The organism is Micromonospora sp. LHW51205 (assembly GCF_003315815.1).
GTDB lineage: Bacteria > Actinomycetota > Actinomycetes > Mycobacteriales > Micromonosporaceae > Micromonospora > Micromonospora chalcea.
In genome coordinates, this window is the sequence record NZ_QMEZ01000004.1 from 640,096 (window position 1) to 660,768 (window position 20,673).

General features: G+C 71.3%; 24 protein-coding genes and 1 tRNA gene. 13 read left to right on the top strand and 12 right to left on the bottom strand.

The annotated features are described in order from the left end of the window. The first annotated feature begins 303 nt into the window (after window positions 1–303). The 6 genes from DQE82_RS18905 to DQE82_RS18930 all read left to right on the top strand — a co-directional run bounded on the left by DQE82_RS18905 (window position 304) and on the right by DQE82_RS18930 (window position 6,752). Window positions 304–837, top strand: coding sequence for a hypothetical protein (locus DQE82_RS18905; RefSeq protein WP_147265150.1), 534 nt, complete (start codon window positions 304–306; stop codon window positions 835–837). Between the two features lie 419 nt (window positions 838–1,256). After that, complete coding sequence (locus DQE82_RS18910) at window positions 1,257–2,273, top strand: pentapeptide repeat-containing protein (protein ID WP_158559993.1); 1,017 nt, start codon at window positions 1,257–1,259, stop codon at window positions 2,271–2,273. Between the two features lie 676 nt (window positions 2,274–2,949). Next, entirely contained in the window at window positions 2,950–3,297 is a 348-nt protein-coding gene (locus DQE82_RS31475) for a pentapeptide repeat-containing protein (RefSeq protein ID WP_113973361.1), read from the top strand. A gap of 328 nt (window positions 3,298–3,625) precedes the next feature. Further along, window positions 3,626–5,338 carry a replication initiator gene (locus DQE82_RS18920; protein ID WP_233514716.1) on the top strand — a complete coding sequence of 571 codons (1,713 nt, stop codon included), beginning with the start codon at window positions 3,626–3,628 and terminating at the stop codon, window positions 5,336–5,338. After that, a complete protein-coding gene (locus tag DQE82_RS18925) occupies window positions 5,335–5,532 on the top strand; it encodes an excisionase family DNA-binding protein (protein ID WP_113973362.1) in 198 nt (65 codons plus the stop codon). The genes DQE82_RS18920 and DQE82_RS18925 overlap by 4 nt, the downstream gene beginning before the upstream one ends. After that, the gene (locus DQE82_RS18930; protein ID WP_113973363.1) at window positions 5,532–6,752 is read left to right on the top strand and encodes a site-specific integrase; all 1,221 of its coding nucleotides are present in this window, start codon (window positions 5,532–5,534) and stop codon (window positions 6,750–6,752) included. The genes DQE82_RS18925 and DQE82_RS18930 overlap by 1 nt, the downstream gene beginning before the upstream one ends. A gap of 78 nt (window positions 6,753–6,830) precedes the next feature. Here DQE82_RS18930 and DQE82_RS18935 read toward each other — a convergent pair. Both DQE82_RS18935 and DQE82_RS18940 read right to left on the bottom strand, forming a co-directional pair. After that, window positions 6,831–6,902, bottom strand: a tRNA-Val gene (locus DQE82_RS18935). Window positions 6,903–6,952: 50 nt separating this feature from the next. Continuing rightward, window positions 6,953–7,492: a TIGR02611 family protein gene (locus DQE82_RS18940; RefSeq protein ID WP_176722870.1), complete on the bottom strand. Its 540-nt coding sequence runs from the start codon at window positions 7,490–7,492 to the stop codon at window positions 6,953–6,955. 274 nt (window positions 7,493–7,766) lie between these two features. On the opposite strand from DQE82_RS18940, the gene DQE82_RS18945 reads away from it, so the two are divergent. After that, window positions 7,767–8,198, top strand: a complete 432-nt coding sequence (locus DQE82_RS18945) for an SsgA family sporulation/cell division regulator (RefSeq protein ID WP_007457244.1) — start codon at window positions 7,767–7,769, stop codon at window positions 8,196–8,198. Between the two features lie 72 nt (window positions 8,199–8,270). Here the strand turns inward: DQE82_RS18945 and DQE82_RS18950 are convergent, their stop codons facing one another. After that, window positions 8,271–9,047: a glucose 1-dehydrogenase gene (locus tag DQE82_RS18950; protein ID WP_043325516.1), complete on the bottom strand. Its 777-nt coding sequence runs from the start codon at window positions 9,045–9,047 to the stop codon at window positions 8,271–8,273. Between the two features lie 158 nt (window positions 9,048–9,205). Between DQE82_RS18950 and DQE82_RS18955 the strand changes: the two genes are divergently transcribed. Further along, window positions 9,206–10,120 carry an AraC family transcriptional regulator gene (locus DQE82_RS18955; protein ID WP_113973364.1) on the top strand — a complete coding sequence of 305 codons (915 nt, stop codon included), beginning with the start codon at window positions 9,206–9,208 and terminating at the stop codon, window positions 10,118–10,120. Window positions 10,121–10,127: 7 nt separating this feature from the next. After that, window positions 10,128–10,583 (top strand): Rrf2 family transcriptional regulator, encoded by a 456-nt coding sequence (locus DQE82_RS18960; RefSeq protein ID WP_013284925.1) that lies wholly within the window; start codon window positions 10,128–10,130, stop codon window positions 10,581–10,583. Window position 10,584: 1 nt separating this feature from the next. Here DQE82_RS18960 and DQE82_RS18965 read toward each other — a convergent pair whose 3' ends face one another. The 7 genes from DQE82_RS18965 to DQE82_RS31480 all read right to left on the bottom strand — a co-directional run bounded on the left by DQE82_RS18965 (window position 10,585) and on the right by DQE82_RS31480 (window position 16,062). Then, window positions 10,585–11,196, bottom strand: coding sequence for a malonic semialdehyde reductase (locus DQE82_RS18965; RefSeq protein ID WP_113973365.1), 612 nt, complete (start codon window positions 11,194–11,196; stop codon window positions 10,585–10,587). After that, window positions 11,193–11,756 (bottom strand): flavin reductase family protein, encoded by a 564-nt coding sequence (locus tag DQE82_RS18970; RefSeq protein ID WP_113973366.1) that lies wholly within the window; start codon window positions 11,754–11,756, stop codon window positions 11,193–11,195. The genes DQE82_RS18965 and DQE82_RS18970 overlap by 4 nt, the downstream gene beginning before the upstream one ends. Further along, a complete protein-coding gene (locus DQE82_RS18975) occupies window positions 11,753–13,087 on the bottom strand; it encodes an LLM class flavin-dependent oxidoreductase (RefSeq protein ID WP_113973367.1) in 1,335 nt (444 codons plus the stop codon). The genes DQE82_RS18970 and DQE82_RS18975 overlap by 4 nt, the downstream gene beginning before the upstream one ends. An 11-nt stretch (window positions 13,088–13,098) precedes the next feature. Further along, window positions 13,099–13,950 (bottom strand): ABC transporter permease, encoded by an 852-nt coding sequence (locus DQE82_RS18980; RefSeq protein WP_199496035.1) that lies wholly within the window; start codon window positions 13,948–13,950, stop codon window positions 13,099–13,101. Then, on the bottom strand, window positions 13,943–14,761 hold the full coding sequence (locus tag DQE82_RS18985) for an ABC transporter ATP-binding protein (protein WP_113973369.1): 819 nt from the start codon (window positions 14,759–14,761) through the stop codon (window positions 13,943–13,945). Before DQE82_RS18985 ends, DQE82_RS18980 begins: the two co-directional genes overlap by 8 nt. Further along, window positions 14,758–15,786, bottom strand: a complete 1,029-nt coding sequence (locus tag DQE82_RS18990) for an ABC transporter substrate-binding protein (RefSeq protein ID WP_113973370.1) — start codon at window positions 15,784–15,786, stop codon at window positions 14,758–14,760. The genes DQE82_RS18985 and DQE82_RS18990 overlap by 4 nt, the downstream gene beginning before the upstream one ends. Window positions 15,787–15,921: 135 nt before the next feature. Next, window positions 15,922–16,062 carry a putative leader peptide gene (locus tag DQE82_RS31480; protein WP_157560780.1) on the bottom strand — a complete coding sequence of 47 codons (141 nt, stop codon included), beginning with the start codon at window positions 16,060–16,062 and terminating at the stop codon, window positions 15,922–15,924. 201 nt (window positions 16,063–16,263) lie between these two features. On the opposite strand from DQE82_RS31480, the gene DQE82_RS18995 reads away from it, so the two are divergent. Both DQE82_RS18995 and DQE82_RS19000 read left to right on the top strand, forming a co-directional pair. Continuing rightward, the gene (locus tag DQE82_RS18995; protein WP_064498970.1) at window positions 16,264–16,437 is read left to right on the top strand and encodes a DUF4236 domain-containing protein; all 174 of its coding nucleotides are present in this window, start codon (window positions 16,264–16,266) and stop codon (window positions 16,435–16,437) included. A gap of 114 nt (window positions 16,438–16,551) precedes the next feature. Further along, entirely contained in the window at window positions 16,552–17,070 is a 519-nt protein-coding gene (locus DQE82_RS19000) for a potassium channel family protein (RefSeq protein ID WP_113973371.1), read from the top strand. On the opposite strand, the gene DQE82_RS19005 is transcribed toward DQE82_RS19000, so the two are convergent. Further along, window positions 17,036–17,938, bottom strand: a complete 903-nt coding sequence (locus DQE82_RS19005; protein WP_113973372.1) for a hypothetical protein — start codon at window positions 17,936–17,938, stop codon at window positions 17,036–17,038. The two genes, DQE82_RS19000 and DQE82_RS19005, sit on opposite strands and share 35 nt — an antisense overlap. A gap of 48 nt (window positions 17,939–17,986) precedes the next feature. After that, a complete protein-coding gene (locus tag DQE82_RS19010) occupies window positions 17,987–18,508 on the bottom strand; it encodes a VOC family protein (protein WP_043325531.1) in 522 nt (173 codons plus the stop codon). A 50-nt stretch (window positions 18,509–18,558) separates the two neighbouring features. Here DQE82_RS19010 and DQE82_RS19015 point away from each other — a divergent pair, with 50 nt between their 5' ends. Together DQE82_RS19015 and DQE82_RS19020 are read left to right on the top strand one after the other, a co-directional pair. Then, on the top strand, window positions 18,559–19,029 hold the full coding sequence (locus tag DQE82_RS19015; RefSeq protein WP_113973435.1) for a MarR family winged helix-turn-helix transcriptional regulator: 471 nt from the start codon (window positions 18,559–18,561) through the stop codon (window positions 19,027–19,029). 48 nt (window positions 19,030–19,077) lie between these two features. Next, entirely contained in the window at window positions 19,078–20,670 is a 1,593-nt protein-coding gene (locus tag DQE82_RS19020; protein ID WP_113973373.1) for a tetratricopeptide repeat protein, read from the top strand. The last annotated feature ends 3 nt before the right edge of the window (window positions 20,671–20,673 follow it).

Consider the following 20,673-nt stretch of genomic DNA (forward strand, 5'->3'; position numbering starts at 1 on the left):
GGGCGCCCCGGCCCTGTTTGCCCAGCTCAGGAAGGGTGACGGCGTCACTTGGCGTTGAACTGTCGCCCGATGGCAGGCGAGCCGGGTAAAGGTGGTTCACCCCTCGCCTGAGCTGCTCGAACTCCGGGCATCGACCGTCACCGTTAGGCACCTTTGGTCGACGTTTCACGGCCTGGCGACGGCCTGAACCTCGACCCGATGCGAGGAGGTTCGGCCGTTGCCGACTCAGGCGAGCGGGCAAAGTCCGGCAGGCAGGGGGTCGCCCAGGCATCACGGCCGCCGACCAACCTCCATACTTGCACTGTGACCGTCGACTGGGGTGACGCCCCCGCCTGGGCTGGATTCGCCATCTCCCTAGGTGCCAGCGTCATCGCACTACGCGCTCTCAAGCACTCGAAGGACTCTGCCGGCGCATCCGTGATCTCAGCCCAAGCTGCGGTCAGGCAAGCTGCGGCCGCCGAGCGTCAAGTTGAACTGGCCGAAGCTGCGTTCAAGGCTGCCGAGGAGAAGGCTGCAGAGCCGGCCGCGGCCGTGGACACACGCCCCGCCCAGGAGGTGTTGGTAGGACCCACCCCGCCCTACGTTGCTTGGTGGATCGAGCAGAGGTCCAAGAACAACTACGTGTTGCGCAACATCGGAACAGACACCGCGCGTAACGTCGAGATTGACAAGTCCCGTATCGAATGCCCTTTCAGGGGGGCAACCGAGGTCGAGGAGTTGCCGCCGCAGGCGTCGCTCGGCCTGCTCCTCATCCCGGCTTGGGGGGCTCCCAAACCGAACGAACTCTGGGTCCGCTGGGATGAACATCCCGACTGGGTCGCCGTCCCGGTGCCGTAAGGCATGATCCGTATCCTCGGGCGAGAGTAGGGACTGCGACCGACAGGCCCGTCGCCTCGGCCTCAGGGCACCCACCCTCCTCGCCCCCGCTCCGGCGGTGGGCCGACTTCAGACGTTGAAGCGAGCTTAGGTCGACCTGCCGTTGAACTGCACCGACGTGCTTGCGGCGCAGGTCAGGCGGCTTTGGCACCTCACAATGCTGCCAGCTGCTTGCCAACGTTTGACGACGTCTTGTGCCCCAGCCGTGCCCCCAGACGGTCGCTGTACCGCTAGTCGCCCACGAGCCACTGTCAGATCTTCGACATAACCTCCTTGGAATTTGTGCGGAGGCGGTGCAGTCGATAAAGGCAAGGAGTTCGTACTAGGATGCGGCTATGGCTAGTGGGCGGACCGGTAGGCCAATTCGGGGAATCAGCACAATGGCGCGGGCAATCGCAAGGAGGTGGAAAAACGCCCGATCCAAGAGCTATCAACCTAAACCCTTCTTAGTCATCTATTTGCTCTTACTCCTACTGGGTACTGCTGGCGCATTCGTCACCTACCTCGCCCTAGTTAATTGGGTTCCAGGAGCAAGAAGCAATAGCCTGGACGCACTCAAAACATCCTTGACCGTTGTTGCAGGAACTGGTGCAGCTGCCGCCATTTATGTGAGCTATCGCAAGCAGAGGAATGACGAAGCGAATAGCACTCGAGAACATGACCGACTATTCACTGATCGCTTCACAAAGGCTTCCGAGCAGCTTGGCCACGACGCTGCGGCCGTACGACTGGCCGGCATGTATGCGCTTGCGCGGATCGCGGACGATTCAGAGCGCGACCGCGAAACATGCATGAAGGTGATATGTGCGTACCTGCGAATGCCTTTCGACCCGACAGCCCCAGACTCGGACCTTGCCGAGCGCAACGTGAGGGCCACCGCCTTAAAACTCTTAGAGGAACGCTTGCGCCCTTCGCATCCTCACTTCTGGAAGGGTGCGGATGTCGACCTGAGCGGTGCCTATTTAATCAATGCAGCATTCGCTAGGACCGTTTTAGATAAGGCCATCTTTTCCGATGCGCATTTCTATGGTGTTGCGCTTTTCAGCCTTATGCGATTTGGCTGGCGCACGTATTTTGAGCGTGCAACATTTCACGACAGAGTGTGGTTCGGGTACTCAGAGTTTCACGATCAAGTCACCTTCAGGGGCGCTCGGTTTCTTTCCGAAGCAGCCTTCTGCCACGGTCAATTCTTAGACAAGGTGACCTTCTTTGATGAGGCTAGATTTGAGGGGGCGGCCGACTTTTCGAATGCAAAATTCCCCGCGTCTGCCTCCTTTAAGGACGTCCACTTCGAGTCCGCCCCGACCTGGCCAGAGGGATACGAGTTGAACGATGGCAAGCTCGTCAGGGTTGTATCTGACGTACCGAAGCAACAAACGCCAGAGGATGTTGCTTAGCCGGTTCGCCCACACACGCCCACGTGACCCAGTCGCATGTACGGACGCTGCCGGAACGGAGTGAGTCGGCTCTCGTGTCACGGACCGTGCCCCCGGCGGACACCGCCACAGTGGCGCAGTTGACTTGACCTCGCCCGGCACGGACCCTGCTCCCGGGGCCGGATCTGGCCACCGACGGCCACCGCTCCCCCCTCCCAGGTGAGCGGTTGATCTGACCCTGAGCGGCTGCGGAGCGGGCTCCTGGATGACCTGCAACGCCCTCGGCGGACACCGTCCCCATGCTTGGGGCTTGCCGCGCGGACCCCGGCGCGCCCTCCCCTGCGCTGCGCTGCTCAGGCGCGGCGCGGCCGGTTGCCGGCGACGAACCTCCACTACTCTCACCGCTATCCCGTCTGCGGCGGCCCCGGGCTCCCCACTCTCCGCGCCAGCGGCCGGGCATAAGGCGTGACGGCCGCAGAGCGACAGCGACGCGGCCAGGCACGCGCCCAGGCGGCGGCGCGTGCGGCCCGTTGCGGGCCGCCTTGATAGACGTACAGAAAGTCCTCCCAGACGGGGGCCGGCGGCCAGCTGTCGGATCACAGGGCCGGCGGCCGGCTCCTGCGCCGCTTGATGGGTCGCATGTGAGCGCGTAGAAAGCCGGTGGTTCGGCAACGGGCGGTCGGGCTACGGTTCGCGGATGAGCATCCTGCCCGGGGCGACGAGACAGTCGTTTGCGGGTCGCAATCTTCGGCATCGCACCCTGGACAGGCACTCCTTCAAGTTCTGCGATTTCCGGGGCGCCGACCTTCGGGGCGCCTCTCTCCGAGGTGCTCACTTCGCTGGCTGCGATCTGCGGGATGCTGACCTGCGCGATGCCGATCTTTCCTACGCACAGTTCACCTACGTCAGAACACACGATCCGGAGTACGGACGCACAGACGTAACCGGGGCTCGGTGGGACGGGGCCACCCTCCGAGGCGTAATCACGGACCGCGTCCTTGGGTGGCCGGATGGCCTCCCACACTCCGGCATTACTTCAGGTTGACGTGTCGGTACCCGGTGCTACTCTGGCCCTCGTCGAGCACGCCAGCGCGGCCTTCCTGCCGGACCGCTGGACTCGACGCCGAAGATGCCGAGCGGCCGTCCTGCCGCTGATGCGGGCCACGCCCCGCCGGCTCTCGATCGCACCGGCCGCTATGCCGGTCCCCCGAATCCGCTGAGCGGCCCAGAACGGCTTTCGCCTGCCGTCCACGATGGCCCGGATTCGCACGTCTCCACGGGTGGGGGCAGCCTGCGGCAACCCGCCGGATGCCGACATCCCAGGCTCCCCACCCGTGCCGGCCTCGATGCCAAAACCACGAGCGTGAAAGGACATGACCCCATCGGCGGGAAGTGGCACCACCACGATTCCGCCCTCCGGCGTCAGCCGCCCTCTCGGCGGTGCCAGGAGACACGACGAACACCACCAGCGGACAGGCGTCCACGGCTGGTGGTGCTTCGTCTCCGTCCCTGACACCCCGCAAGAGGAGCCAGCCATCTTCACCACCTACCGCCCCGGCCTCGCCGCCGGTCGTGACGCCCAGGTCCTGCACCGCGCCGCTACGCCGGAGTTCTCCGGCTGGCTGGAGCACACCCGCCCCGCCGGTGGCTGTGCTCGCCCGGTCCGTCTCAGCGGCACGATCGCCGCCGTTGACCGGAACACCGGCCGAGTCCTGAGCGAGCAGCACACCGACGAGCTGCCCGACCGCACGCTCTACAAGGCGTGCGGTAACCGCCGCGAATCGGCGTGCCCGGACTGCGCCTGGGTCTACCAGGGCGACGCCTACCAAGTCGTCTGTCGCGGACTGACCGGCGGCAAAGGCATCCCCGCCTCGGTCGGCCGGCACCCGGTCGTCTTCGCCACCTTCACCGCCCCGTCCTTCGGCCCGGTCCACCACCGCCACGTCCCAAACCACACCTGCCGCACCCGGCAACGCTGCGACTGCCGACCCGCACCCTGCCGCGCCCGCAGCAACGCCGGCACCTGCAAGCACGGACAGCCCATAGCGTGCTTCGCCCGCCACGACGCCGACGATCCGCGGCTGGGCCAGCCGTTGTGCCTCGACTGCTACGACCACGCCCACCAGGTCGTCTGGAACCACTTCTCCGGCGAACTGTGGCGACGTACCAAGCAGGCCGCCGAACGCCACGTCGCCGGGCGCTGCCGTCGACGCGGCATTCCGAAGGTCGGCATCGTCACCGCCTCCGGCAAGGTCCGCTGGGTGCCGCCCGTGCGGGTGTCCCACGGCAAGGTCGCCGAGATGCAGCGTCGGGGAGCGGTGCACTTCCACGTCCTGTTGCGCCTGGACGGCGTTGACCCCGACGACCCGGACGCCCTCGTACCGCCACCGGACGGCATCACCGTCGACGACCTGGAAGACGCGATCCACGCCGCCGCCCGGCAGATCACCGTCACCACACCCCCGCACCACGACCAGCCGCAAGGCTGGCTGGTCACCTGGGGCGAGCAGGTCGACGTCCGACGCATCAACACCGTTGGCGGCGAGCTGACTGACGGCAAGGTGGCCGCCTACCTCGCCAAGTACGCCACCAAGGCCACCGAAGCCACCGGCCACAGCTCCACCCGACTCACCCCCTCCACGGTTGACGACTACGCCGACCCCGGAGGTGACCACGTCGCCCGCCTCATCGATGCCTGCTGGCACCTCGGCCGCCCCACCCCCACCGACACAACCGGCGGCGCCGCAACCGCCGACGACCGTCAAGGCATCCTTGACGCCAAACCCAACGTCTACGCCGGGCTGCGCCGCTGGGCGCACATGCTCGGCTTCGGCGGCCACTTCCTCACCAAGGCCCGCCGCTACTCCGTCACCTTCGGCCAGCTCCGCGAGACCCGCACCACCTACCGCCACGAAGAAGACAACGAACCCGACGACACCCTCACCGTCGCCACCCTCACCTACATCGGCTCCGGCTGGCTTTCCGAGGGAGACGCCCTGCTCGCCAACACCGCCGCCCGCCAGCGGCGCGAGAGCAGACGCATCGGCCGGGAAGAACTCGCCCACGAAACCTGGGTGGCCGCATGAGCCGTGACCTCACCCCGCGCTGGTACTCCCCCGCAGAAGTCGCCGTCCTGCTCGGCTTCGGCATCTCCAAGGTCAAGATGAAGATCGCCACCGGCGAACTGCGCTCCATCAAGGACGGCAAGTACCGCCGCATCCTCCCCGAATGGGTCGACGACTACATCCGCGACCAGGTCGAACGCCAGGAGGCCGCCTGATGCCCGCACGCACCCGAGCCAACGGCGAAGGCTCCATCTTCCCCTACCGCAACGGCTTCGCCGCCTACGTCTGGGTCACCAAGCCCGACGGCCAGCGCACCCGCAAGTACGCCTACGGCAAGACCCGCGACGCCGTCCACGACAAGTGGATCAAGCTGCACCAGCAGGCAAAGCAGGGGCCGGTGGCGACCAGTGTCCCCACGGTGGGCAGCTTCCTGACCTACTGGCTAGCCGAGATCATCCAGCCGAACCGGGCACCTCTGACCTACGCCACCTACGAGACGTTCGTCCGCCTCTACATCTCCCCCGGCCTCGGCGCGAAGCGGCTCGACCGGCTCCAGTCGCGGGACGTGCAGACCTGGATCAACCGGGTCGCCCGGACCTGCCAGTGCTGCGCCCAGGGCAAGGATGCCGCCCGGCCGAAGCACAAGCGCCGCTGCTGCGCGGTCGGCCGCTGCTGCCAGGCCGTCCCGTCGACGCGGACGGTCAGCGACATCCGGGCCGCGCTGCGGGCCGCCCTCACCCACGCCCAGGCCGAAGACCTCATCGCCAAGAACCCGGCCGTGCCGGTCACCCTCGCCACCGTCCGCCGCCGCCGGGGCAAGTCATGGTCGAGCGACGAGGCCCGGAAGTTCCTGGAGTCCGCGAGAGCCGACGACGACCCGCTCTACGCCGCCTACGCCCTGGTCCTCGTCACCGGACTCCGCAAGGGCGAAGCGCTGGGACTCACCTGGGAGGACGTCGACCTCGACGCCGGAGAGCTGACCATCGGCCGCCAGCTCCAACGCGTACGCGGCCAGCTCCTGCACCGCGACACCAAGACCCAGGCGTCCGACGCCACGCTCCCCCTGCCCGACATCTGCCTCACGGCCCTGAAACTTCGAAGCGAACAACGCGACGAGGCGAGAGCAGCCGCCGCCAAGGCATGGCACGAAACCGGACTCGTCTTCACCACCCGCTACGGCACCCCGATCGAGCCGCGCAACTTCCAGCGCTCCTGGCAGACGCGATGCGACAAGGCGAACGTCACGCCGATCACCGTGCACGACGCCAGGCGCACCTGCGCCACGCTCTTGGCCGACCTCGACGTCCACCCCAGAGTCGCCATGCAGGTGCTGAGGCACGCCCGCTTCTCGGTGACGATGGAGATCTATACGCAGGTCTCATCGACAAAGACGAGAGAAGCACTCAAGCGCCTCGGCGACTCCCTGAGCCGCTGACGAGAACTGCTGTACAAAGCTGCTGTACGCAAGCAGAAAGGCCACCTCCCGAAGCCGGGAAGTGGCCTTTGACCTGCGTGGGCGATACTGGGATCGAACCAGTGACCTCTTCGGTGTGAACGAAGCGCTCTCCCGCTGAGCTAATCGCCCTCAGCGCGCATGACTCTACCCGATCACCCGCCCGGACCAAAAACCGGCCCTCAGTGCGTCGCGAGGTAGTGCAGCGCCTGCGCCACGACGTCGATGCCGAGGCTGTACTTGAGTGACAGCCACACCACGACGGACACGAACACGAGCCCGACCGCGCCCAACACGAACCGCACTCCCAGTGACTGTCGCTTCACCCATTGCGTCCAGGAGTTGACGTGCCGGCGGGTGAACGCGAGCAGCCGTCGCGCCCAGTGGAACTCGACGGCCCAGACGCCGAGGCCGGCGATGACCAGCAGCCAGCCGGGCCCGGGCAGCGGGATCAGCGCGATGCCGACGGTGACCACGATCGCGCCGAGGATGCCGATGAAGATCTTCAGGGCGACGCGGCCGGTGGGGTTGGCGCGGATGAGTTCGAGGGTGGTGTGCAGGCGCAGCCGCCAGCCACGTCGGCGCCGGCGCTGCTCCGTGAGAGTGCCTCGCGACCGCCCTTCCACAGGCACCTCGTACCCCCGACTTTCGGCTGCTCGGGCCGCACCTTTCGGCGATTCGGCCGTGGTCCGCGACGTCACCGACCCGCCCCCCGTGACCATTTCCACCCCCAGTGTCGCGCGGGACCGTCACCCCTGCTGACGACTGGACGTTACCGGAGTAAGTCGACGACTGAACCACCCGTTGCCGGGCGGGACGACGGAGTGGGCGGAACCGGAAATTCTACGCGGGGCCGAGTGGTTCCCGGGGGCTTTCCGAACCCCTTCCCACCACTGGGTGAAGTCAGCGTATGGCGGAGCGTAGCCAGGAGCAGCACCTGAGTATGGGAAAAGCGGGACACGCGCGTTCCGCAGCGGTGCCGGGGGGAGAACGTCCATGAGTGTCATCCGACCGACGACCGTAGAGGTCGAGACGTCGCTAAGGCTCGTCGCGCCTGACGCCACCGCCTTGCCGGTGCGTGCCAGTCTGCGTTACGACCCTGCTGACCCGTATGCGGTCCATGTCCTGTTCCACGCCGAGTCCGCCGGCGGCGAGGCGGTGAGCTGGTCGTTCGCACGCGAACTGCTGGTCACCGGGCTCGACGAGCCGGCCGGCATCGGTGATGTGCGGGTCTGGCCGTGGGCCACACCGCGCGGCGACTTCGTCGCGCTCGCGCTGTCGTCCCCGGACGGCAACGCCCTGTTCGAGGTTCCGCGCAGCGTGCTGGTGCGCTTCCTGCGCCGGACCTACGTCGTCGTCCCGCGCGGCCGTGAGGCCGAGCACCTGGACGTCGACACCGCGGTGAACCGGCTGCTCGCCGGTCGCTGACACAGCAACACCCGGGGCCGCGCGGATCTGCCGAGTCCGCGCGGCCCCGGGCCGTCTTCACCGGGGTACGCCTCAGCCGCGCGTGGTGATTCCGCCGTCGACCGGGATGACCGCGCCTGTCAGGTACGCGCCGGCGCGCGACGCCAGGTAGATCGCCGTACCCGCCATGTCCTCGGGCCGTCCGATCCGGCCCAGCGGCACCTGCTGCTCGATCGCCGAGCGCGACTCCGGGTCGTCGAGCGCGAACGCCATCATCTTGCTCTCGAACGGGCCGGGCGCGATCGCGTTGACGGTGATCCGCTCGCCGGCGAGCTGGTGGGCGAGGCTGCGGGTGAGCATGTGCACGGCGGCCTTGGTGGCCGAGTACGCGTACACCTCCATCCACGGCACCCGGATGCCGTCGACAGAGCCGATGTTGATCACGCGGGCGGGGTCGTCGGCGCCGGCTGCGGCGCGCAGTTGCGGCAGCAGCGCGGTGGTGAGCCGGAAGACGGCCTTGACGTTGACCGCCCAGAGCTTGTCGAAGGCGCCCTCCGGGTACTCCTCCAGCGGCGCGCCCCAGGTGGCGCCCGCGTTGTTCACCAGTACGTGCAGCCGGTCGTGGCGTTCCCGCACGGCTTCGGCGAGCGCCAGCGCGCCCGCGTCGCTGCCGAGGTCGGCCGGGATCGCCTCGCAGTGCCCTTCGGCGGAGAGTTCCTTGGCGACCGACTCGCACACGTCGGCCTTGCGCGAGGAGATGATCACCTTTGCGCCGGCCCGTACGAAGCCCCGCGCGATCATCAGCCCGATCCCCCGCGAACCGCCGGTGACCAGCACCGTCTTGCCGTCGACCGAGAACAGTTCCGTCATGCTCATCCCATCGCCGTCGCCCGGCCGGGGGCCGGTCGGCCGACCCGGGGCTTACCGATCGGTAACCTAACCGTCGGCCGTGCGTGCCGACAAGACCGGTCCGGGCGGGCGAAACCGTCGAGATGCAACGTGCGGCCGGGCCGGTTACCGTCGGGGAGATGGTCACTACCGGTCAGCCCTCCCCGGCCACCCGCACCGGCCCGCCGGAGTCGCGCCCCGGCGCCGACGAGATCCTCACCGGTGCGCTCGACGACCTCGCCGCCGAGCCCGGCTGGCCCCGGCCGGTCCTGCTCGACCGCGACGTGCTGATCCTGGTCACCCACGGTCACGGCACCGCCGAGCTGGACTTCCGGCCGGTGCCCTGCCGGCCCGGCACGCTGCTGCGCGCGTACCCCGGTCAGGTGTTGCGGTGCGTCGGCGCGCAGCTCGACGCGACAGTGGTGAGCTGGCGGCCGGACGCGCTGGCCGGCCTCGACGTCGATCCGGAGGCGGTGCCCGCCCACCGTCAGCTCGCCGGCGAGGACGAGGACGCGGTGATCAGCGAGGTGAGTCAGCTCGCGGTGGACGCCGAACGGCACGCGATGGTGCCGCCCGCCGCGGCGCTTTTGCGTCACCAGCTCGCGGTGCTGCTGCTGCGGCTGAGCCTGCTGCCGCATCCGGAGAACGGTGCCGCGCCGCGGGCCGAGACCGACACGTTCCGGCGGCTGTGCCGCGAGGTGGAACGCGGCTACCGGCACACCCGCCGGGTCGAGGACTACGCCGCCCAGCTGGGCTGCTCGGTGCGTACGCTGACCCGGGCCTGCCTGGCGGTGACCGGCCGCAGCGCCAAGCAGGTCATCGATGAGCGGGTCGCGTTGCAGGCGTGCCGGCTGCTGGCCGCCACCGACGAGTCGATCGCCCGGATCGGCCGGGACCTGGGTTTTCCCGAGCCGACGAACTTCGGCCGCTTCTTCACCCGGGAGGTCGGGGTGAGCCCGGGCACGTTCCGGGCCAACCGGGAGCGGCCGCTGCCAGTCCGTCTGGTGCGACCCCGGCCGCCCGCCGACTCCCCCGCACCCACCGGCCAGGCATGATGGCACTGTGCAGATCTCCGCGCGCGGCGACTACGCGGTCCGGGCAGCCCTGAGCCTGGCCACCGCGTACCCCACCCTGCTGTCCACCCAGGCCATCGCGGCGGAGCAGGACATGCCGCGCAAGTTCCTCGAGGCGGTCCTGGCCGACCTGCGCCGGGCCGGGGTCGTCCGGGCCCAGCGCGGCGCCGAGGGCGGCTACACGCTGGCCCGGCCGCCGCGCGAGATCACCATCGGGCACGTGTTGCGCGCCGTCGACGGCCCGCTCGCCGGGGTACGCGGGCTGCGCCCCGAGGAGACGCGGTACGAGGGGGCGGCGGAGAACCTGCCCCGCCTCTGGGTGGCGGTACGCGCCTCGGTGCGCCGGGTGGTCGACGAGGTGAGCCTGGACGAGCTGGTCAGCGGCCGGCTGCCGGCGCACGTGCGCAAGTTGACCGCGCAGCCGGACGCGTGGGAGCCGCGCTGACTCACAGCGTGCTGACCACCTCCTCGTAGGGCAGGCGCGGCAGCCGTTCCCGCCAGGCGTCCGGGGCCGGGCGGCCGATGTTCATCAGCAGCAGCACCCGGTGCCGCCCGCCGGGGAAGAACTCCCGCTCCACAGCGGCCGTGTCGAATCCGGCCATCGGTCCGGCGGCCAGCCCGGCGGCGCGTACCCCGACCAGCAGGTAGCCGATCTGGAGCGCGGCGTTGAACCGGGCCTGGGCCTCCCGGCCGGCCGGGTCGCCGGTGAACCAGTCGCGGGCGCCGGGTCGGTGCGGGAACAGCTCGGGCAGCCGGTCGTGCCAGTCCACGTCGGCGGCGAGCACGGCGGTCAGCGGCGCGGTCGCCGTCTTGTCCCGGTTGCCGGCGCTGACGTACGGCAGCAGCCGCGCCCGGGCCGCCGCCGAGCGCAGCAGCAGCACCCGCAGCGGCTGGGCGTTCATCGCGGTCGGGCCGTACCGGACCAGGTCGTGGATGGCGCGTACCTGCTCGTCGCCGACCGGCTCGTCGGTGAACGCGTTGGCCGTGCGGGCCGCCCGGAACAGCAGGTCCTGGGCGGCCCGGTCGAGCGCGATCAGCTCGTCGGCGGCGGTGGTCACCACGCCTCGGGCCAGTCGCCGAGCGTGGTGGTGTAGCTGCCACGGTGGTGCAGCAGCGGGTCGCCGTCCTCGCCCGCGCCGAGCGCGAGCGGCTCGCCGAGCAGGATGGTGTGGTCGCCGGCCTCGATCCGGCGCACGACCCGGCACAGCAGCACGGCGAGCGCGTCGCCGATCAGCGGCACGCCGAACGGCCCGGTGGTCCAGCCAGGGTGGGCGCTGAACCGGTCGATGCCGCTGGTGGCGAAGATCTGCGCGATCTCCTGCTGGCCGGAGGCGAGCAGGTGCACGGCGACGTGCTCGGCCTGCTCGACGGTGGGCCAGCTCGACGAGGCGCGGCCCAGGCAGACCGAGACCAGCGGCGGGTCGAGCGAGACCGACGTGAACGAGGTGGCGGTGAAGCCGGCCGGCGGCAGGTCCGGCCGCATCCGGTTGCCTCGCAGGCCGGGGGTGGTGACCACGGTGACGGTGGACGCCTGGCGGCGCAGCAGGCCGCGGAACGAGTCGACGTCGACCGGGCGCAGCTCGACCGTTCCGGCACCGGGCCGGTCCACGGTGGTCACGACGCCACCAGCTCACGGGTCGCGTAGACGCTGGCCGGCCGGGGCAGCCCGTAGTGCTCGCGCAGCGTGCGCCCGGTGTACGCGGACCGGAACAGCCCGCGCCGGCGCAGCAGTGGTACGACGTGGTCCACGAAGTCCTCCAGTCCGTCGGGGAGCAGCGGTGGCATGACGTTGAAGCCGTCGGCGGCGCCCTGGGTGAACCAGAGCTCGATCTGGTCGGCGATCTGTTCCGGGGTGCCGACCACGACGCGGTGCCCGCGTCCGCCGCCGAGGCGGCCGATGAGCTGCCGCAGGGTGAGCCGTTCCCGGCGGGCCAGCTCGACGACGAGCTGGTAGCGGCTCTGGTGCGACTGCACCGTGCCGGCGTCGGGCAGGTCGGGCAGCGGGCCGTCCAGCGGCAGCCCGGTCAGGTCGAGCCCGGTCATGCCGGAGAGCTGGGCGAGCGCGTGCTCGGGCACGATCAGGGCCTCCAGTTCGTCGGCGAGGTCGCGGGCCTCCTTCTCGGTACCCCCGAGGACCGGCGCGATACCGGGCAGCACCTTGACCAGTTCGGGATCACGGCCGGCGTCGGCGGTGGCCCGTTTCAGCGCGGCGTAGAACGCCTGGCCGTCGGCGAGCGTCTGCTGCGCGGTGAACACGGCCTCGGCGAACCGGGCGGCGAACGCGATCCCGTCGGCGGACGAGCCGGCCTGCACCAGCAGCGGCCGGCCCTGCGGCGGACGGGGCGTGTTCAGCGGTCCGCGGACCCGGAACCGCTCCCCGGCGTGGTCGATCTCGTGCACCCGGGTGGTGTCGGCGAAGACGCCCGCGGCGGTGTCCAGGACCAGCGCGTCGTCCTCCCAGCTGTCCCAGAGCTTGATCGCCACGTCGACGTACTCGGCGGCCCGCCGGTAGCGGTCGGCGTGCGCCGGGTGGTCGTCGAGGTTGAAGTTGCGGGCCTCCCGGGCCTGGGCGGAGGTGACGATGTTCCAGCCGGCCCGGCCGCCGCTGAGGTGGTCCAGCGACGCGAACGCGCGGGCCAGGTTGAACGGCTCGGTGTACGTGGTGGAGGCGGTGGCGATCAGGCCGATGTGCTCGGTCGCGGTGGCGATCGCGGCGAGCAGCGTGAGCGGCTCGAAGACGGCCTGGATGTTGTGCCGGACGGCCGGTCCGACGGCGAGCCCGTCGGCGAGGAACACCGAGTCGAGCGTGCCCCGCTCGGCGATGCGGGCCAGGTTCTGGAAGTGGCGGACGTCGGCGAGGCGGCTCGGGTCGGCGCGGGGGTGCCGCCAGGCCGCCTCGTGGTGGCCGACACCCATCAGGAAGGCGTTGAGGTGCAGGGTCCGGGACATGGCGGTTCCTCTCAGGCGGTGGTGACGTCGACGCGCCAGGTGGAGAAGCGGCGTTCCCCGGCGACGAGGAGCTGGTTGACCACCAGCCCGATGGCGGAGATGGTGATGATCCCGGCGTACATGTCGGGGATCGCGAAGTTGTACTGCGCGTAGTTCACGAGGTAGCCGAGCCCGGCCTTGGCGCCGACCATCTCGGCGGCGACGAGCACCAGGATCGAGTACGCCCCGGCGAGCCGGACGCCGGTGAACACGGTCGGCACGGCCGCCGGCAGGATCACCTTCTGGAACAGCCGCAGGTGGTTGAGCCCCATCGAGCGGGCCGAGCGGATCAGCAGCGGGTCGACGCCCTTCACGCCGGCGACGGTGTTGAGCAGGATCGGCCAGGAGCAGGCGTAGACCACCAGGGCGATCTTCGACGTCTCGCCGAGCCCGAGGATGAGCACGAAGACCGGCAGCAGCGCCAGCGCGGCGGTGTTGCGGAACACCTCCAGCAGCGGGCTGAGCAGGTCCGCGAGCGGCCGGTACCAGCCGATCAGCAGGCCGAGCGGGATGGCGGTGACCACCGCGAGCGCCAAGCCGGTCAGCGAGCGGGTGAGGCTCGCGCCGACGTGGTCGGCGAGCTGGCCGGTGCGCAGCAGCTCCCACCAGGCGGCGAGCACCTCGGACAGCGGCGGCAGGAAGACCCGGTCGACCAGCCCGGCGCGGGGCGCCGTCTCCCAGATCGCGGCCAGCGCCAGCAGCGCGGCGCTGCGGTGCAGCGCCCGGCCGCCGAGGCCGAGCAGGCGTCCGGGCCGGCGGGGCGCGACGGCCGGGGCGGGTGGGGCGGCCACCGGCCGGGCCGGTGGTGCGGCGACGTCAACCAACGCGGGCCTCCTCGCGTACGGCGGACTGCGCGGCGCGTACCTCGTCGCGCAGCAGCGTCCAGATCTGGTGCCGGTGGTGGCGGAACGCGCCGGTGGAGCGGACGTCCTCCTCGGCCTCCCGGTCGCCCAGCTCGATGTCGATGACCTGCTTGATCCGGCCGGGCCGGGACGTCATCACGGCGACCCGCTGACCGAGGTGCACCGCCTCGTCGATGCCGTGCGTGATGAACACGATCGTCTTGCCGGTGGCCTGCCAGATCCGCACCAGCTCGTCCTGCAGCGAGTCGCGGGTCTGCGCGTCGAGCGCGGCGAACGGCTCGTCCATGAGCAGCACGTCCGGGTCGTACGCGAGGCTGCGGGCGATGGCGACGCGCTGCTTCATGCCGCCGGACAGCTCGTGCGGGTAGCGGTCGGCGAAGCCGGTCAGCCCGACCAGGTCGAGGTGGTACGAGACCCGCTCGGCGCGCTCGGCGCGGGGCAGGCCCTTGGCCTCCAGTCCGAACGCGACATTGCCGGCGGCGGTGCGCCAGGGCAGCAGCGCGTACTGCTGGAAGACGATGCCCCGGTCCAGGCCCGGCCCGGTGACCGGGCGGCCGTCCACGAGCACCTGCCCGGCGGTCGGGGTGGCCAGCCCGCCGAGCAGGTCGAGCAGGGTGGACTTGCCGCAGCCGCTGGGGCCGACGACGACGAGGAACTCGCCGGGGCGTACCCCGAGGGTGAGGTCGTCGAGCGCGGTGACCGCGCCGCCGCTGCCGCGCCGGCCCGGGAAGACCTTGCGCACCCGGTCGAAGAGGATCTTGTCGGTGCTCACGCGCCACCACCGGGGGTCGCAGCGGCGTTGAACCGGTTGGTGTAGAGGTCGGACGGTTTCGGCCGCTCGCCCTTGAGTTCGCCGGTGTCGGCCAGCCAGTCGATCCAGGTGGCGAACTCCCGGTCGGCGATGAGGCCGCCGGGTTCGGCGACGCCGCTGGACTTCCAGTACTCGACGAGCGTGGTGTCCTCGTTGCGTCCGCGCTTGGCGATGATCGCCTTGAGCCGGGCCACCACCGTCTCGCGCGGCTGGGTGCGCGCCCACTCGATCGCCTTGCCCACCGCGGTGACGAACGTCCGGACGGTGTCCGGGTTACGGGTGAGGAAGTCGTCGCGGAAGACGTAGCTGCCGGCGCTGAACGCGCCGAGGAGTTCGTAGTCGGTGAAGACGGTGCGGATGCCGCCGTTGGCGACCGCCTTGTCGCGGATCACGCCGCCGAGCACGGCGATGTCGATCTGCCGGGCGCGCAGCGACTGTTCGGTGTTCACCGGCGGCAGCGCGACCAGCTCGACAGTGGCGATCTCGGCGGCGGTGAGGCCGCCGCGGGCCAGCCAGGTGCGCAGGACGGCCTCGGCGTGCGCGCCGAGCGTGTTCATGCCGACCCGCTTGCCGATCAGGTCGCGCGGGCCGCGGATCGGGCTGCCGTCGAGCACGTAGTAGCCCTGGAACGTCTGTGCGTCGGAGCCGTAGTAGCTGACCACCGCGGTGATCGGGGCGTTGGCGGCCTGGAGCTTGACGATCGCGCCGTTGAACGCGCCGCCGAAGTCGCTCTGGCCGGTGGCGGTGGCCTGGATGTCGGCCGGGCCGCCGGTGACGTTGCCGATCCAGTCGAGCGTGACGTCACCGAGGTAGCCGAGGTCGGCGGCGAGTTCGGGGAGGGTCACCTGGCCCACCGAACCCTGGTAGCGCAGTTCCTTGGTCTGTGCGCCGGCGGCGGCGTCGGCGCCGCACGCGGTGGCGGTGGTGAGGGCGAGCAGGGCGACGGCGGCGGTGAGGGCACGCCGCGGTGATCGGGTCGAGGGCATGGCGGAGTCTCCTGATCTGTCCACGATGCGGTGGAGGGGGCCCGCGCGGGGCCGGGGAGCACGCCGTGCCGCGCCGGGCCACGGTGCGCCGGCTGCGGGAACGGACGGGCGGAGAGGGAACGACGAGCGCTCGGCTCAACAGAGCGCGCTCGCGTGCCGGACCAGGTCGACGTGCACGCGAGCGGTGAGGAGAAGCTCGTTCCGCTGCGACATGCCCTCATGCTGCCGACCGTTCTCCACGCCGGTCAATGCCCTTCCAGACAGTGAGACTTTCATCGCTGGCTTTGTTACGACCCACCCCCACCAGCATTTACGACTCCTTAACACCTACCCGTTGGATAGAGATTTTGCCGGGCGGCAGTCCCACCGTCCAGAGCGGACCGGGCAGGGTTTCGCGAATCGTCGATCCGGGCATGTTCGATGCCGCGAAGGCACGCAGACGACTGCAGAGGCAGGGAGACGAAGGAGGCACCCCCGATGGGCGTCCAGTTCCGCAAGCGTAAGAAGTACGGGCCGCTGATCCTCCACTTCACCCAGAACGGCTTCTCGTCGTGGAGCATCAAGATCGGCCGCTGGTCCTGGAACTCGAACACCCGCGCCCACCGCGTGGACCTTCCGGGGCCACTGTCCTGGAAGCAGGACAAGGCCTGACCTTCCCAGGCGACGAGCGGGGTGCCGGCGACGTGCCGGCACCCCGCCCGTCGTCTGCGGGCCGGGTTCGCGGTTCCGCCCGCCACGGCGTCCCCGTGACCGGAGAATCGCCGCATGACGGACCTGTCCCTGCGGCGGATACGACGGCGGGCCGTGGCGGCCTGCGCGCTCATGCTGGTCGGCTACTTCCTCGTGCCGGTCGAGGCCGACCCGAACGGCCTGCGGCTGGCCCTGCGCTCGATCGGCACGGCGGTCCTGGTGGCCGTGATCGCGTTCCTGGTCACCGGTCAGGTCCGCCGCCAGCTCGTCAAGGACCAGCCGACCGGCCGGGACGAGGACCGGGCGCTCACCCGGCTCGCGGTCGCGCTGATCGCCGGACTGCTGGTCTTCGCGCTCGGCGACTACGTGGTGGCGAACACCCGGCCCGGCGAGTTCGTCGGCCTGCGCACCCGGGTCGACGCGCTCTACTTCGCGCTGGCCACCCTCACCACCGTCGGCTACGGCGACGTGCACGCCCAGGGCCAGATCGCCCGGATCGCGGTGTGCGCGCAGATGGTGTTCAGCATCGGTGTGGTCGCCACCGGAGCCTCGATAGTGGTCAAGCAGATGACCCAGCGTTCGGGGCGGCGCTGATCAGCACGTCCCCGCCGAGCCGGCCGTGCTCGGGATCGCGGGTCACCGCGCCGGAGGCGAGCAGCGAGGCCAGCGCCCGGTTGGCGTCGGCGGCCCGGTAGACGGTCGCCGTGGTGGCGAAGCGGCGCAGCTCGGTGACCGTACGCGGACCGGAGCGGGCCAGCTCGGCCAGCAGTTCCCGGCGCAGCGGGCCGGGCTCGGGTTCGAGCGAGATGTCGAGCAGCCGCCCCTGCGGGTCGGCCGGGTCGCGGTAGCGCACCCCGGCGTACTCGTCGACCGCCCAGAGCGCCTCCTTGACCGTCTCCAGCCCCTTGTCGGAGCCGGTGGCATAGCCGAGCAGCCGCGCCGGGGCGTCCCCGTCGGGCACCAGCTCGACCTCGGTGGCGAGCGGGAACCCGGCGGCGCTCAGCGCCGGGCGCAGCGACCGGCCGGGCACGGTGACCAGCAGCAGCTCGGCCGGGCGGCCGGACGCGGCGGCGGCGAGCAGGGCCGGGTCCGGGTCGGCGCCGTCGGCCACGGTGAGCAGCGGCGCGCCGGCCGCGCCCGCGGCCTTGAGCGCCACCGGCAGCCGGTCCGGTCCGCCGGGCACCAGGTGCACGGCGACGTCGGCCGGCAGTGCGGCCTCGGCGGCGCCGAGCCGCGTCGCCAGGTCGGTGCCGTCGTCGGCCACCACCAGCACGGTCAGCCGCCGCCCACGCAGCCGGTCGGCGAACTCGGCCACCACCCGCAACGCCTCCTCCGCGCCGGTGGCGTCACCCCCGGCGTACGCGAGCGCGAGCGTGGCCCGCCGCGCCCGGTGCAGCGCGGCGGGGAGCCAGTGGTCGAGCTGGCGGACGAGCAGCTCGCGCAGGACGGCGTCGGTCGACATGGTGCCGTTTCTACCGCACGGCGCGGCGGGACCGGCCGTGAACCCCGCTCAGACCGGGACGGAGATGCCCACGCCGCCGCGGGTCTGCCCGCCGTAGCGCTGCCGCTCGCGGTCCAGGTCGAGCCGCCCGATGCGGGTACGCGCGGCCAGCGCTGCGTCGTCGAGCAGCTCGGCCGGGACGATCCAGACGATCTCGAACTCCAGCCCGTCCGGGTCGCGGCCGTAGAGGCTCTTGGTGGTGCCGTGGTCGGACGCGCCGACCAGCGCCCCGGCGGCGGCCAGCCGCTCGGCGGTGGCGCCCAGCTCGTCGAGCGTGTCCAGCTCCCAGGCCAGGTGGTAGAGGCCGACGGTGGCCCGGCCGGCCTGGGACGCCCCGGCCGCCGCGCCGATCTCGAACAGCCCGAGGTCGTGGTCGTTGGTGGAGTCGGGCGCCTGGAGGAACGCGGCGCCGCGGAAGCCCTCGGGCGTCATCGGGACCCGCCGGAAGCCCAGCACGTCGCGGTAGAAGGCGACGCTGCGCTCCAGGTCACTGACGTAGAGGACGGCGTGGTTGAGTCGGTGGATGCCCATGCCACCGACCGTACCCCGGTTTTGTTGAGCGTTCAACTATCGGCGCTATGATGGGCGCCATGACCCGGTGGCTGGACCCCGACGAGCAGCGGACCTGGCGCGCCTTCCTGACCGCCTCCCGGGCACTGATGGACGCGCTCGACCGCGAGCTGCAACGCGACGCGGGCATGCCGCACGCGTACTACGAGATCCTGGTCCGCCTCTCCGAGGCCCCGGACCGGCGGCTGCGGATGAGCGAACTGGCCGAGCTCACCGGCTCCTCGCGCAGCCGGCTCTCGCACGCCGCCGCCCGGCTGGAGGCGTCCGGGTGGATCCGCCGCGAGGACTGCCCCACCGACCGGCGCGGGCAGATCGCCGTGCTCACCGACACCGGCTTCGCCACCCTGGCCGCCGCCGCGCCCGGCCACGTCGAGGGGGTACGCCGGCACCTGTTCGACGCGCTCAGCCCGGCCCAGGTCGACCAGCTACGCCGGATCAGCGAGACGCTCGCCGACCACTTGACGGATTCGGGACCAAACTGATCCACTCCGGGTCTTGTACATACCGTCGCCGGACGAGCACGATGGGGCGTGTCCTCCGGCTTCGCTGACCTGACCGTCCAGGCGCACCAACTGGTGTCCGAAGGCGACCTCACCGGCGCGGAGCGGCTGCTCGCCGACGCGCTCAGCGACGCCGATCCCCGCCCCGACAACGCCTCCCCCGAGCTGGCCGAGGCGGCCGGACTCCAGGCCCGGGTGCTCGTCGCGCTCGGCGAGCCGCACTCCGCCCGCGGCTGGGCCGCGTTCGCGTACGCGGCCGCCACCCGGCTGTTCGGCCGCTCCGACGAGCGCACAGTCACCGCCGCCGCGACGCTCGCCGCGGTGCTGCACCGGGTCGGCAGCGACGCCCGGGCCGCCCGGCTCTACTCCGACGTCATCATCGAGCTGACCGCCCGCGACGGCCCGGAATCGCAGCGGGTGCTCGCCGCGCACGCCGACCTGGCCACCGTGGAGTACGCGCGCGGCCAGTGCGAGGTGGCCCGCGACCGGTTGCAGGACGCCTGGGAGCTGCACCGGGAGGTCTACGGCGACGGCCACCCCAGCGGCATCAAGATGCTGGCGAAGCTCGGCGCGATGGAACGCGACTGCGGCCGGTACGCCGAGGCGCACGAGCACCTGACGCTCGCCGAGGAGCTGTGCCGCCAGCACCTGGACCCCGACGACCCGCTCGCCGCCCAGGTGGCCGGGCTGGCCCGCGCCGCCGCCGACCCGGACCACGTCTGCCCCGCGCCCCCGCCCGCGCCCGCTCCCGAGCCGCCGCCCGCCCGCACCACGCCGGTGGTGCCCGCCGCGCGGGTCCCCCCACAGGACGAAGGGCCGCACGACCTGCCGCCGTACAGCCCGCCCGCGCTGGACGAGCCGGTCGAGACGCCGCTCTACCACCCGCCCGGCCGGGCCGCCGAGACCGCGCACGTGCCGACGCCGCGTACCGCGCCCGACGCCGACGCCGACGCGCTCGACGACTACCCGTGGCCGCCCGACGAGCCGGCCGACCAGCTGTGGCGCCCCGGCGCAGACCCGCTGCCGCCCACCGTGGTCGGGCTCACCGGCGACGAGCCGGACGGCGTACGCCGGGTGCCACCGGCCCCGCCCGAGCCGCCGTCGCGCTACCTGCCGGTGCACGTACCCCGGCCACCGGCCGCCGAGCGGCGCACACTGCCCTGGCTGCCGCTCGTGGTGCTCGGCGTGGTGGTGGCGCTGCTGCTCGGCACCATCGCGGTGATCGCCGGAGTGTCCCGGGTGGACGACCGCCGCGACACCCCGCCACCGGCCACCGGCGCACCGGCGTCCAGCGCGCCGCCGCCCACCTCCGCCGGTCCCGCGCCGTCCACTCCCGCCGCCGCCAAGCCCGGCACCCCGCCGGGCAGCTTCACGCTCACCGACCGCCGCGACAGCATCGTGCTGAGCTGGACGTACCCGGCCGGCGCGGAAGGACCGGTGGTGGTCGCCGGCGGCCGTGCCGGGCAGCCGCAGGGCACGTTCGCCACGCTGCCCGCCGGCTCCGCCGACTACATCGCCTACGGGCTCGACCGCACCACCGACTACTGCTTCACCGTCGCGCTCGTCTGGTCCACCGACACCGTCGCCCGCACCGGCCCGGTCTGCACCAAGCGCCGCCGCTGACCG

Bases quoted from the DNA above. Each gene is read 5' to 3' on its own strand.
- DQE82_RS19000 (WP_113973371.1), top strand. From the start codon at position 16,552: ATGACGGACCTGTCCCTGCGGCGGATACGACGGCGGGCCGTGGCGGCC.
- DQE82_RS18910 (WP_158559993.1), top strand. From the start codon at position 1,257: ATGGCGCGGGCAATCGCAAGGAGGTGGAAAAACGCCCGATCCAAGAGC.
- DQE82_RS19015 (WP_113973435.1), top strand. From the start codon at position 18,559: ATGGGCGCCATGACCCGGTGGCTGGACCCCGACGAGCAGCGGACCTGG.
- DQE82_RS18995 (WP_064498970.1), top strand. From the start codon at position 16,264: ATGGGCGTCCAGTTCCGCAAGCGTAAGAAGTACGGGCCGCTGATCCTC.
- DQE82_RS18930 (WP_113973363.1), top strand. From the start codon at position 5,532: ATGCCCGCACGCACCCGAGCCAACGGCGAAGGCTCCATCTTCCCCTAC.
- DQE82_RS18920 (WP_233514716.1), top strand. From the start codon at position 3,626: ATGACCCCATCGGCGGGAAGTGGCACCACCACGATTCCGCCCTCCGGC.
- DQE82_RS31475 (WP_113973361.1), top strand. From the start codon at position 2,950: ATGAGCATCCTGCCCGGGGCGACGAGACAGTCGTTTGCGGGTCGCAAT.
- DQE82_RS19005 (WP_113973372.1), bottom strand. From the start codon at position 17,938: ATGTCGACCGACGCCGTCCTGCGCGAGCTGCTCGTCCGCCAGCTCGAC.
- DQE82_RS19010 (WP_043325531.1), bottom strand. From the start codon at position 18,508: ATGGGCATCCACCGACTCAACCACGCCGTCCTCTACGTCAGTGACCTG.
- DQE82_RS18925 (WP_113973362.1), top strand. From the start codon at position 5,335: ATGAGCCGTGACCTCACCCCGCGCTGGTACTCCCCCGCAGAAGTCGCC.
- DQE82_RS18955 (WP_113973364.1), top strand. From the start codon at position 9,206: ATGGTCACTACCGGTCAGCCCTCCCCGGCCACCCGCACCGGCCCGCCG.
- DQE82_RS18940 (WP_176722870.1), bottom strand. From the start codon at position 7,492: ATGGTCACGGGGGGCGGGTCGGTGACGTCGCGGACCACGGCCGAATCG.
- DQE82_RS18990 (WP_113973370.1), bottom strand. From the start codon at position 15,786: ATGCCCTCGACCCGATCACCGCGGCGTGCCCTCACCGCCGCCGTCGCC.
- DQE82_RS18950 (WP_043325516.1), bottom strand. From the start codon at position 9,047: ATGACGGAACTGTTCTCGGTCGACGGCAAGACGGTGCTGGTCACCGGC.
- DQE82_RS31480 (WP_157560780.1), bottom strand. From the start codon at position 16,062: ATGAAAGTCTCACTGTCTGGAAGGGCATTGACCGGCGTGGAGAACGGT.
- DQE82_RS18975 (WP_113973367.1), bottom strand. From the start codon at position 13,087: ATGTCCCGGACCCTGCACCTCAACGCCTTCCTGATGGGTGTCGGCCAC.
- DQE82_RS18945 (WP_007457244.1), top strand. From the start codon at position 7,767: ATGAGTGTCATCCGACCGACGACCGTAGAGGTCGAGACGTCGCTAAGG.